This window comes from Paenibacillus sp. 102, assembly GCF_039549175.1.
In the GTDB taxonomy this organism is placed as follows: Bacteria; Bacillota; Bacilli; order Bacillales; family Bacillaceae_G; genus Bacillus_A.
Genome location: NZ_JBCGHT010000004.1, coordinates 204090 through 215743, shown reverse-complemented (window position 1 = coordinate 215743; position 11654 = coordinate 204090). Strand labels below are relative to the sequence as shown.

The following is an 11654-nucleotide window of genomic DNA, read 5'->3' as shown; positions in this document are numbered from 1 at the left end:
GATTTGCTCCTAATTTTTTGAAGAAAGGTGAGGAAAACATGAGTATGATGAAGTGGTTACTCTCATTTGTTCTCTCATTTGGATTGCTTGTTGGATGTAGTCAAAATGAATCAAAACCTGAGCAACAAGTGGTATCAAAGCAAACAGAACAAAAAGATAAGGAAAAACAAGAAGAACAGAAAGAAGAAAGTAAACAGGAAGAATCGCAAAAAACAGCTGCCGAACAAAAGCAACCAGAAGAGCAAGAACAGCCAAAAGATAATCAAGAACAAAAACAGCAAGAACAACCTGAAGTAAAACAAGAAGAGAAAAAAGACCAAGAACCATCTGCTCAGCAAAAAGCGCCGGAACAACCAAAAACACAGCAAGAAAACGCTGAGGTAAAGAAAGCGCCAGAAACAAAGACAGAAGAAAAAACAGAAGTAAAGCCAGAAGTAAAAGAAGAGGCTAAAGTAGTTAACCAGCCGAAAGAAACGCCAAAGCAAGAATATCCGAAAGATCCAGAACCTAAAGTAGTACCAAAGCCAGAACCTCAACCTGAACCGAAATCGGTAGTGCCAAAAACCGAACTAAAGCCGGAACCACAGAATCAGCAAGTTACCATTTCTGTACGTGGTGATCAAGGTTATGTATTAGGTGTAAAGAAAGTAGATGTCCAAGGAGAGCCTACAGTTTTTGATGTACTAAAAGATACGGGATTGGAGATTGATTCAACTGGATCAGGAAATAGTAAATATGTAAAAGGAATCAATGATTTATATGAATTTGACAGAGGGCCAAAAAGTGGATGGAAGTATCGTGTAAATGGTACGTTTCCAAACCGAAGTGCAGGTGCATATAAAGTGAAACCAGGAGATAAAATCGAATGGGTGTATGTATCAAATTAGGGAAGGACTTTAGGTAAAGGTTATGAAAATTATCTTTTCTTCTTTACATCCTTTTGTGAATTTTTTCTATTATATTGGGGTGATGATACTATGTATGGTGTGTCTTCACCCTCTTTTTTTAATTGGTGCAATTATTCTGATGGTACTATTGAACGTTATGCAAGGAAACGGTGAGAGAATAAGAAGAATGGTGCCGAGTACGTTCATTTTCTTTTTGATGGTTATCGTGCTGAACCCTTTGCTAACACATAGGGGAGCTACTACATTATTTCGCTTAGGAGATAATCGAATCACATTAGAAGCATGCATGTATGGACTCATCATGGGGTTATTATTACTTGCTATTATGTTCACATTTACTTCTTACAATGATATTATTTCAAGTCATAAATTTTTGTACTTGTTTTCACGGGTTTCACCGAAAGTTGCGCTATTGACAATGATCACAGTGCGTTTTGTTCCTTTATTTATCCGGCGTTTAAGACAAATTACACTTGTTCAGAAAACAAAAGGTGTTCAATTAGATTCAGGCCCATTCATAGGGAGAATCAAAAATGGAATGAAACTTTTGCAGGTGTTACTTGTTTGTTCTTTAGAAGATGCATTACAAACTGCAGATTCCATGCAAGCGCGTGGGTTTGGAGTGACAAAGCGTAGTACATATATACGGTATCGCATGGGGGGACAAGATTGGTATATACTTGCGTCTTTAGTGGTTTTATTACTAAGCAGTTTTGTGCTCAATTATTACGGCGCTGGCAAATTATCAATCTATCCAAGAGTGGAATCACTTGTATTTCAGCAATATGATGGAATACTATTCGTTTTATTTTTACTATTTATTAGTTTACCAATCCTAATGGAAGGGAGGGAATGGTTATGGTGGCGCATGCAAAAATAAAAGACTTAACTTTTATGTATGCAGATGAAAATGTACAAGCGCTAACAGGTGTTTCTTTAACGGTTTCTCAAGGTGAATTTATTGTGCTAGCTGGACGCTCAGGATGTGGCAAGACAACGCTTTTGAAACATTTTAAGAAAGAGTTACTTCCGATTGGAAAGCGCACAGGTAGTATGTATTATAATGGAGCTTCTTTACTCGAGATGCCTGATTTATTATCAGCGCAAGAAGTCGGAATGGTATTTCAAAATCCAGAAAATCAACTTGTTATGGATACGGTTATTCAAGAATTGGCATTTTCTCTTGAGAATATTGGTTTAGAAACAAAAGTCATCCAAAAGAGAATTGCTGAGTTAATTAGCTTTTTAGGGTTTCAAGATTTATTACACCAGTCTGTTCACACATTATCGGGGGGACAAAAACAACTTGTTAATTTAGCGGCAGTTCTTGTGCTGCAGCCTAAATTGTTACTGCTTGATGAACCGACAGCGCAGCTTGATCCAATTGCAGCAAAAGATTTTTTAGGATTATTGAAACGGATTAACGAAGAACTTGGGATTACAATTATCATGAGTGAACATCGTTTAGACGAAGTCATTCCACTAGCAACTCGAGTTGTGTTTATGGATGCTGGAAAAATTATATATGATGGCACTCCGCAACATGTTATATCAAAAATGTGGGCATTAGAAGAATCTCGATCGTTTATCCCTCAAATTCCAAGGTTGTTTTTAGAATGGAATATAGAGAAAAAGAAAATTCCATTTACGGTAAGGGAGGCACAAATACAAATTCATTCCGAGTTACCAATCGAACATGAAGTACCGGCTATATCACAGGCAGAAACAAAAGAAGTGATTTTACAAGCAAAACATATATCTTTTCAATATGAAAAAAATAGCTCGTTTATTTTACAAGATTTAACGCTATCGATTGAACAAGGCAAGTGGACTGTGCTTGTTGGAAAAAATGGTACAGGAAAATCAACACTTTTAACTATATTAGCAGGATTAAATAAACCTAGAAGAGGAAAAGTACGGTGGAACGGAACGGAAATTCATAAAATGAATTCCAAGGAACGATTTGAAAAAATCGGATTTGTATCACAACATCCATATTATCATTTTACATTTGAGACGGTGTGGGATGAAGTGTTTGAAAGAGCAAATGAATTATATGGTGATAGAGGGAAAGAACTTGCAGAAGAGATGTTAAAACGATTTTGGCTTTATTCCATTCGCGATCGTCATCCGCATGATTGTAGCGGGGGAGAACAACAGTTAATTGCACTATGCACGACCTTGTTATCGAAGCCAAGCTTATTATTACTAGATGAACCGACAAAAGGACTGGATCCAGAGAAAAAAGAAAGATTAGGTGAGCTGTTTCAAGAGTTACAAAAGGAAGGAACAACAATTGTGATGGCCACACATGACATTGAATTTGCAGCTAAATATGTTGATCATTGTATGATGTTATTTGACGGGAAGGTCATTATGGATGATGCACCAAAGAAATTTTTTAGTGATAATTTCTTTTATACAACATCTATTAATCGTTTTATTCGTAAGCAATTACCTTATGCATTAACGTGGGAGGATGTGTATAAAGCGTGTCCAAACGATATTTTGCTCTCATAATGCTTATTTTCATTCTTGTAATAAGTACACTTCTGTTTACTTCCTTTGTAACAGATGAATATTTTATTTGGTGTAGTTTATTTTTATTGTTCATTATTATGTTACCTTTCTATATACGATTTGAAAGGAAAGCATTTGTTTCACGTGAAATAGTCATTGTAGCTGTTTTAGCAGCAATAGCGGCAGTTAGTCGTGTACCATTTTCTCTTTTGCCGAGTGTGCAACCAACTTCTTTTGTTATTATTGTATCTGCAATTGTGTTTGGAAGTGAGACAGGTTTTATGATTGGGGCAACAGCAGCACTTGTATCTAATATATTTATAGGACAAGGACCTTGGACACCTTGGCAAGTGTTTTCTTGGGGAATGATAGGCTTTCTAGCTGGTTTACTTCGAAACACATTTATCATGAAAAAGTTATGGGGGAGAGTCATCTATGGGTTCATAGCAGGGTTTGTTTTTGGCTGGATTATGAACTTATGGGGGATACTTGGCTTTTTAGAAGGATTAACATGGAAAGATTTTATTGCATACTACGCTGCAAGTTTTTACTTTGATCTAGCTCATGCACTCTCAAATGTGATTTTTCTTGTTTTGTTTAGCTCATCATGGATTAAAATCATTACGAGGTTTAAAAAGAAATATGGAATTTTAGATGATGAAGAGCTATTATCTCACGGAAACAAAGCATAAGCATGTATCATAAAGCATAAGAATATAAGGTAGGATCGCGACTTACATATTCGTTTGCCTCTTTCATGCTTCTTACCATTGGTGAGAAGCATTTTTTTATAATGATACTTTGGTTTAGAAAATGTCAAAAAATTGTTTTAATGTATTCAACTTTCGTATGGAACTTCTTATATAATAGGAAATGAGAAAGGTTTTCAAAGAGGAGATGTAATATTCATGAAGCTAGTTGTTCCAAAGCAGCATGGTGCATGGGGAATGCTGCTGATTCCGTTTCTACTTAGTGTTCTACTTGGTAAACCTACAGTCTATCATATTCCACTCTTTCTAGCTTGGTTATTTATCTATTTAGCAACGTATCCATTTTTAATGTACATGAAGCAAACACGAAAGAAAGAATTTTTACACGCAGCCATTATTTATTTTGTTATTGCATGTGTTTTCGGGAGCGTATCTTTACTATATGAATGGAAAATTCTTTTATTCACGGTTACGATGATTCCGCTCTTTATCGTAAATATATACTTTGCCCGTCAAAAAAAGGAACGAGCATTAGTAAATGACATTTGTGCGATACTTGTTTTCTGCATTGGTGGTTTGATTAGTTATTATTTTTCGATGAAGACAATTGATGGGACAGCATGGTGGATTGCGGCTGTTTCTTTCCTTTATTTCTTAGGTAGTACATTTTATGTGAAAACAATGATACGTGAAAAGAACAATCCTACTTATCGCTATGTCTCATGGGGCTACCATATTTTCTTAATCATTGCTTCTTTCGTAGTAAATCCATTGATTTCTCTTGTATTTATACCGAGCCTAGTTCGTGCAATCGTATTGTATGGTAAAAAAATATCTATATTAAAAGTTGGGGTTTTAGAAATCGTTAATTCTGTATATTTTTTAATTGTGACGGCAATACTGTTGCAGTATGCCATTTGAGGTATTGCCCATCTCGTAAAGAGGTGGGCGATATTTATTTTTGTTCTAAAATATCAACCGTGTGATTACATTTTTGTAATGCATGTTCCACAGCTTGTAGAGATTGTTCGATTGCGCTCCCGATTATCGCTCTTTTCGACTGTTTGTAATGCATGTTCTAAACAATTCTTTGCTTCTTGCAGCGAATGGAATGAATCTTGAACGTATCCGCGGGCATTTTTATCCATCATAAATTCCTCCTTTTTTACATACAATTTTAGTATGGGCGTTAGGAAAGAAAATATAACTTATTGTATGTTGTTTGACAATTGTAATAAAAATAGCTATAGTAAGATATAAAGTGAATATTTTCTTATCCAGAGAGGTGGAGGGACTGGCCCGATGAAACCCAGCAACCGCGATGCAGGTGCTAATTCCAGCAGAACATATTTGTTCTGGGAGATAAGACGAAGCTATATACGTAACTTCTTCTTATCGAAGAGGTTTTTTTATTGCAAAAAAACCGATTCAAAAACAACAGAATAAGAAGAAAGGGGTTGCAATTGTACTGTGACACTTGAAAAATACGTAAAGCTGCGTAGTGCAGTATATGAATATATGATGGAACAAGATAAACCAATATCACTATTAGATATTCAAGAACATATCGTTTCGCATCATGAAGGAAAATTCACGAAAAAAATGTTACACCAATTTTATTTATCAAGGCTATTAGACGAACTGAAACTGGATGGGAAAATTACTTTAGCTAATGATGAATACCACTATGCTGAAAAAGGGGTATATTATAAGGCGAGAAAAGGGAGCTAGGCTCTCTTTTTTTATGTTATAATTTATCTGAAAATTAAAAGAAGTATGTAGAGTAAAAGACTGCCAAAGCAGCCTGATACAAGGGAATGGTGTTGAGTGTGTAGTGTCAAAAGTTGAATATGCCCTGAAAGAGGCATTTCATTCGGCTATAAATGAAAAGAGACACCTTCGCCGAGTAGGTGTCAGTTGGTTTGTCATATAGGCTTGCTACTTGACATGTATTAGAATAGCATGGGATGCGAAAGAAAGTCAAAAGGGAATTTAAGGAAAGGTGTTGTAAGAAGGTGAACATACTAATCATATATGCACATCCTAATCCATCTAGCTTCAATGCATCCATTTTAGAACATGTCCAAAAAGGACTGCAAGAAACGGATCATTCGGTTACATTGCTCGATCTTTATAAGGAGCAATTTAACCCAGTACTTATTTTTAACGAAGATAAAAGAAGACGTGATTTAGCGTATGAAGAAGAGACAGAGAAATACAGAACATTAGTCAAAGAGGCAGATTCTTTTATTTTTATTTATCCAATTTGGTGGTGGGGGATGCCAGCTATTTTAAAAGGATTTATTGATCGCGTTTTTGTTGCTGGGTTTGCATATAAATATGAAGGGGTAATGCCGAAAGGGTTGCTTACAGGGAAAACGGCGTGGGTTATTAATACTCTAGATTCGCCGTTATGGTACGTGGCACTCTTATATCGCTCCGCTGATTGGGTGATTATGAAAAAGGGTATTTTACGATTTTGTGGTATACGTCAAATCAAACGATCTGTCTTTCAGTCTGTAAAAACAAGTAAAGCAGCAAAACGTGAAAAGTGGCTTTTAGAAATAAAAGAGAAGGCTGAAAAATTATGAATGAGCTAGAAATGATAATAAGATGCTGTAATCGGAATGATGAATTGTTTCGTACATATGTAATTTGCTTACTTCAATTGAAACATCATAGTGAAGTGTTTCAAAAGGTGAAGCAACAATTAAGAGTGGATTATTTAGTAATGGGAATTTGTGAACGGGAAGTTGATGGGGTTATTAAGGAAAGTAAAGAGTATAAGATGTACGAATTACCTAAAGTATTGAGATGGGATTTTCTCCGAGAAAATCCTTCGATGATTGAAAGTGTTTGTACAATGGTATTTGCATATAGAAGATTACATCTTTCATATGATGAATGGGGAAAGGTAATAAGATGTATAGAAAACAATGGATAAATCTCATAGTTATTATGTAAAAAAGCTAGTATAAAACTAGCTTTTTTGAATGATTTAAATTTAGATGAAAAGAAAGCATAAACCGATAACTACCCCTGCATAAAGTAAGTTAACAACACAAAATCCCATAATATCGCGGGCACCTAAACCGGCAATTGCTAATGCAGGTAATGCCCAGAAAGGTTGTATCAAGTTCGTCCAAGCATCTCCCCAAGCAATTGCCATTGCGGTTTTCGCAGCAGGTACACCAAGTTCTGCGCCAGCTGGGATCATGATAGGGGCTTGTACAGCCCATTGACCGCCTCCAGATGGTACGAAAATGTTTACAATTCCTGCGCTTAAAAACGTGAATAGAGGAAAGGTGGTTTCACTCGAAATGCTAATAAAGAAATTAGAAATTGCTCCTCCAAGTGAAAGACCTTCGCTGTTCGCTCCAATCATCATTCCCATAATTCCTGCGTAAAATGGAAATTGGAGTAGAATGCCAGAAGCGCTTTTCGTTGAATCTGAAAAGGCGCGAATATATTGAATAGGAGTACGATGAAAAATAAGACCAGCGATTAACAGCATAAAAATAACGATATCAAGTGTAAGATTGAAACCTTTCGTACTAAAATAATGAACAATATAAATAAGACCTAATAGTCCAACGCATACTGTTATCCCAATGCTATTTTCCATTTTCTCAGCAAATGTCTGGGCCTCTACTTCTTGGGCTGCAGCTTCTTCCTGAAATACGCTAGGATCCACTTTAATCGTATGATTTTCATCAGGATGCATCGCCTTATTTATAAGTGGCATAGTTACTAAAAATATAAGTACAGGAACGAGCGCATACGGTGAAAATAATGTTTCTGTTATGGGAATAGCTTCTTTTATACTTCCAGCAGTTGTTTTGATTAACGTTTCTCCTCCAGATGCTAGTGTAAGTGGAATCGAGGCAGAAAGTCCCGCGTGCCAAATAAGAAATCCAGAATAAGAAGAAGCGATGGCAAGTCGATAATCTAAATTTTGTATGTGTTTTGCAACTTCCTTTGCATATAAAACAGACACAACAATGCCAAATCCCCAGTTTATGTATGCCCCAAGTAAACTAACAATAGAAATAGCGATAATACCTTGCCCACTTGTTTTTGGTAATTGTGCAGCTTTTGCTAAGCCTTTGCGAATGAGCGGAGCGTTAGCTAATACAGAACCTGTAACGAGTACAAGTGCCATTTGCATTGCGAAGGCTAAAAGTCCCCAAATCCCATTTCCCCAATGAGCAATCATTTCTACAGGCGATTGCTGCGTAGCGAACATGCCAAAGAAGATAACAAAAATTGTTAATAGACAAGATAAAATAAAGGGCTCTGGTAAAAAGCGCTGCACAAGAGCAACACAGCCATTTGTAAAAGAGCGAAACAAATTAATCAACCTCCTTAAGTTTTTTTCTTTTACATATTCGCTATGGGCAAAGGGATAACCTTCATTAAACTGAAGATTCAGATAAAAGGTAAATGAAGAAAAGCTTTCACTCTTGTGAAAGCTTTTCTAAATGTTTTGCAATTTGTACATACATATTTGAATAAGTAGCATGGACATCATTACTTGGATTCGCATCTGAGGAAAAATGTACAATGACCATATTTGCTTTAGGATCTATATAGAGACATTGCCCGTAACTTCCTAATACTTCAAATGCGCCTTGTTCGTTGTGAGGAATCCACCATTGATTATGATAAGAAATAGGTGCGCCTTGTCCGATTGCTAATTCTCCTTCTTGCACGTTCTTTACATTTTCGGAAATAGAGGAGGGGAGAACTTGCACTCCATTGTAGCGACCGTTATGTAAAATCAATTGTCCAAACTTCGCCATATCTCTTGCAGTCGCGTTTAAACCAGCGCTTGCTTGTTCAACTCCTGTTTCATCCGTAACATAATACGCATTTTCTTCCATACCTATTTTGGACCAAATTCGTTCGCTTACATTTTCCGCTAACGATTTACCGGTGATAGTCCGTATAATCCAACCGAGTGTTTCAGATGAGCCGTTATTATAAGAAAACTGTGTTCCAGGTGATGCCGTTTCTTTTGCTTCTCGTAACATATCATAAATTTTCATTGGACCGTCATAGTTTTTACCACGAGGAAGAATATTGCTAGCTAAATACAACTGCGCATCTTGATTTTCTAATCCTTGCTGCATATATCCATGTGTAGGGTATTCAGCAGATACTTTCATGTCCATTAATTGTTGGATCGTTGCTTTTCCAAATGGAGTATTCCGTAATTCCTTAACGTAAGTTTCAGCAGTCTTATTTACATCGATGAGTCCTTCTTCGGTTAATGATTGTATAAGTGCCCCGGTAAATACTTTCGCTAAAGAAGCCATTCCATGCGGTTCATTTTGTTTATATCCATTGAAATACTGTTCATAAACAAGTTTTCCGTTATGCACGACGACAAAGGCATCTGTTTTATTCTCATCTAATAGTTTCTTTAACGGAATATTGCTTCCGTATTCTTTTTTAACAGAGAAACTATCTAAGTTTTGTAATGCAGTAGGGAATGTTGCTACTTGCTTAGGGTTGTTTTTCACTTCGCTTGTTAACGCTAATTCTCTCATATGTGTGTATGACCAGCGTAAATAAGGATCTTGTAACCAATTTTCCTTTGTCACGTTCTCTTTAGAAGGGGAGACTTTATTTTGTTTAAAAAATGCAAATCCAAGCCCAGATACGATAAACAATAGTGTAAGTGTGATTAATAAAAGGGGAGATTTTTTTAAGTTCATCTATGTACCTCCTTGTTATTTCTACAGTAAGTATACGCTCGTTGTCTTAGAAACACAAAATAAGGAAAGTAAACAGAGGAGTTTACTTTCCTTATTAACATTAAGCTGATAATTTTCCGTCTGTATGTTGCTTTTTGAACTTTTGTTTTCTGCCATGTAGGAAGTAATAAATAAGTAATGTAAATGCAACGATAATGGCAGCAATGAAATACATATTATGATAGCTTGTTTGTGCAGCTACGATACCTAGTATAAAGGAGCCGAAACCAATACCGCTATCAAAGAATGAGAAATAAGTAGCTGTGGCTGAGCCACGTCGATGATTTGGCGCAGCGGAAATGGCAATCGTTTGGAAACTTGGAATTAATGTCCCGTAGCCTAAACCAATTAATACACCAGCACCTAAGAACCAAAATGACGTTTGTGCCTGACTTAATGTAAACATTCCGATTGTAAACACAATAATAGAAGGATAAATAAGTACATTTTCACCGAAACGATCAAATATTTTTCCTGTAAATGGACGAGAAAGCACAACAACGAGTGCGTATACGATAAAGAAGTAACTTGCAACTTCTCCTAAGCCAATTTCTTTTGCGTAAATAGGAATAAAAGATAAAATGCCACTATAAGAAAAAGCAAGAACAAATCCTGTAAGAGCGATTGGAACAGAAGAAGGTTCGATTAAATCTTTCCATTTCATGCGTTCACGCTTTTGTTTATTTACTGGCTTTTCATGTGGAATATTTACAAGTAAACCTAGTAGAAATGCTAGTAATGAAAAGACAGAACAAACGATAAACAGAACTGTAAATGAAAAATGTGAAATAATCGTTAAACCTAAAAAAGGACCGATTACCATCGGCAGACTCATAAATACACCAAAATAGGCAAGTGCTTCACCGCGGCGATGAGGTGGTGCGACGTCTGTTACAATTGTTCCTGTTGCTGTAGTCGCCATTCCAAACCCAATCCCGTGAAGGAAGCGAAGGGCAAGTAATAAAAATAAACTTTGTGCACCGAAATACATGACGGTAGCAGCTAAAAATAATGAAAGAGAAATAAATAAGATTTTCTTTCTTCCTAAATCGTCAAGCCACTTTCCAGTAAACGGACGGCATAGGACAGAAGAAATAAGGAACACTGTTGCGACTAAACCAATTTCTTCAGGTTTTCCTTTCAATCCGTCTATTACATAGACAGGTAGAGTGGTCATAAGCATGTAAAACGTTAAAAAGAGAAACAGACTACTAAAACAAGTTCCAAGGAAGTCCTTCGTCCAAAGTCTCTCACTTTGCATCGTCATCCCTCCATTAATCATCTAAATTTTTAATAATTTTTTGTAGTACTTGAAATGCTCGTTGCAAATCTTCTTCATCAATATTCTGCAACGTTTTTTCTTCGAAAGTATCAACTTCTTCTTGCCATACTGGAATCATTTCCAGTGCTGTTTCTGATAAGGAAATGAGCTTTTCACGGCGATCTTTTCCTTCCGTTCGAATAATCCAGCCCATTGTTTCCATACGCGTTAATGTACGAGTCATTGTTGGAGATTCAACGTTTAAGTATTGGCATAACTCAGTTTGTGTACAAGGTCCTGTTTGATTGATTCGGAAAATGACAGCCCACTGTGCACTAAATAAGCCTGTAGGTGACACACGTTCATTAAATTTCTTAGTAAACTTACGAGAAGTTTGACTGACAATGTGAAAAAAATGCTGTTTTTCGTCCATTTGTTTGATCCTTTCAAATTAGTTACCTAGCTAACTATATACCTTTTTACCAGAATTGTCTAG

At 36.3% G+C, this 11654-nt stretch carries 12 protein-coding genes, 1 pseudogene and 1 riboswitch; of the genes and pseudogenes, 8 read left to right on the top strand and 5 right to left on the bottom strand.

Annotation, left to right across the window (positions count from 1 at the left end; all coding sequences use genetic code 11):
- Window positions 1-38 precede the first annotated feature (38 nt).
- The 5 genes from AAIE21_RS13250 to AAIE21_RS13230 all read left to right on the top strand — a co-directional run bounded on the left by AAIE21_RS13250 (window position 39) and on the right by AAIE21_RS13230 (window position 5059).
- Window positions 39-887: a DUF4430 domain-containing protein gene (locus AAIE21_RS13250; protein WP_343267208.1), complete on the top strand. Its 849-nt coding sequence runs from the start codon at window positions 39-41 to the stop codon at window positions 885-887.
- 22 nt (window positions 888-909) lie between these two features.
- Window positions 910-1788, top strand: coding sequence for an energy-coupling factor transporter transmembrane component T (locus AAIE21_RS13245; protein ID WP_343267207.1), 879 nt, complete (start codon window positions 910-912; stop codon window positions 1786-1788).
- The gene (locus AAIE21_RS13240) at window positions 1761-3428 is read left to right on the top strand and encodes an ABC transporter ATP-binding protein (protein WP_343267206.1); all 1668 of its coding nucleotides are present in this window, start codon (window positions 1761-1763) and stop codon (window positions 3426-3428) included. The genes AAIE21_RS13245 and AAIE21_RS13240 overlap by 28 nt, the downstream gene beginning before the upstream one ends.
- The gene (locus AAIE21_RS13235) at window positions 3401-4120 is read left to right on the top strand and encodes an ECF transporter S component (RefSeq protein WP_343267205.1); all 720 of its coding nucleotides are present in this window, start codon (window positions 3401-3403) and stop codon (window positions 4118-4120) included. The genes AAIE21_RS13240 and AAIE21_RS13235 overlap by 28 nt, the downstream gene beginning before the upstream one ends.
- A 216-nt stretch (window positions 4121-4336) precedes the next feature.
- Window positions 4337-5059 (top strand): YwiC-like family protein, encoded by a 723-nt coding sequence (locus AAIE21_RS13230; RefSeq protein WP_343267204.1) that lies wholly within the window; start codon window positions 4337-4339, stop codon window positions 5057-5059.
- Window positions 5060-5093: 34 nt separating this feature from the next.
- On the opposite strand, the pseudogene AAIE21_RS13225 reads toward AAIE21_RS13230, so the two are convergent.
- Window positions 5094-5286, bottom strand: a pseudogene (locus AAIE21_RS13225) (hypothetical protein).
- 122 nt (window positions 5287-5408) lie between these two features.
- Window positions 5409-5507: riboswitch (SAM riboswitch) on the top strand.
- Window positions 5508-5608: 101 nt separating this feature from the next.
- Between AAIE21_RS13225 and AAIE21_RS13220 the strand changes: the two are divergent.
- The 3 genes from AAIE21_RS13220 (at window position 5609) to AAIE21_RS13210 (ending at window position 7082) form a co-directional block, all read left to right on the top strand.
- Complete coding sequence (locus AAIE21_RS13220) at window positions 5609-5869, top strand: hypothetical protein (protein WP_174102483.1); 261 nt, start codon at window positions 5609-5611, stop codon at window positions 5867-5869.
- A gap of 284 nt (window positions 5870-6153) precedes the next feature.
- A complete protein-coding gene (locus tag AAIE21_RS13215; RefSeq protein WP_343267203.1) occupies window positions 6154-6729 on the top strand; it encodes an NAD(P)H-dependent oxidoreductase in 576 nt (191 codons plus the stop codon).
- Window positions 6726-7082 carry a group-specific protein gene (locus AAIE21_RS13210; RefSeq protein WP_343267202.1) on the top strand — a complete coding sequence of 119 codons (357 nt, stop codon included), beginning with the start codon at window positions 6726-6728 and terminating at the stop codon, window positions 7080-7082. The genes AAIE21_RS13215 and AAIE21_RS13210 overlap by 4 nt, the downstream gene beginning before the upstream one ends.
- 60 nt (window positions 7083-7142) lie before the next feature.
- Here the strand turns inward: AAIE21_RS13210 and AAIE21_RS13205 are convergent, their stop codons facing one another.
- The 4 genes from AAIE21_RS13205 to AAIE21_RS13190 form a co-directional block, all read right to left on the bottom strand.
- A complete protein-coding gene (locus AAIE21_RS13205) occupies window positions 7143-8489 on the bottom strand; it encodes a short-chain fatty acid transporter (RefSeq protein WP_343267201.1) in 1347 nt (448 codons plus the stop codon).
- Window positions 8490-8595: 106 nt separating this feature from the next.
- Window positions 8596-9858: a serine hydrolase domain-containing protein gene (locus AAIE21_RS13200; protein ID WP_343267200.1), complete on the bottom strand. Its 1263-nt coding sequence runs from the start codon at window positions 9856-9858 to the stop codon at window positions 8596-8598.
- 100 nt (window positions 9859-9958) lie between these two features.
- Window positions 9959-11158: an MFS transporter gene (locus AAIE21_RS13195; protein ID WP_343267199.1), complete on the bottom strand. Its 1200-nt coding sequence runs from the start codon at window positions 11156-11158 to the stop codon at window positions 9959-9961.
- A 13-nt stretch (window positions 11159-11171) separates the two neighbouring features.
- A complete protein-coding gene (locus AAIE21_RS13190; RefSeq protein ID WP_343267198.1) occupies window positions 11172-11591 on the bottom strand; it encodes a MarR family winged helix-turn-helix transcriptional regulator in 420 nt (139 codons plus the stop codon).
- Window positions 11592-11654: the final 63 nt, after the last annotated feature.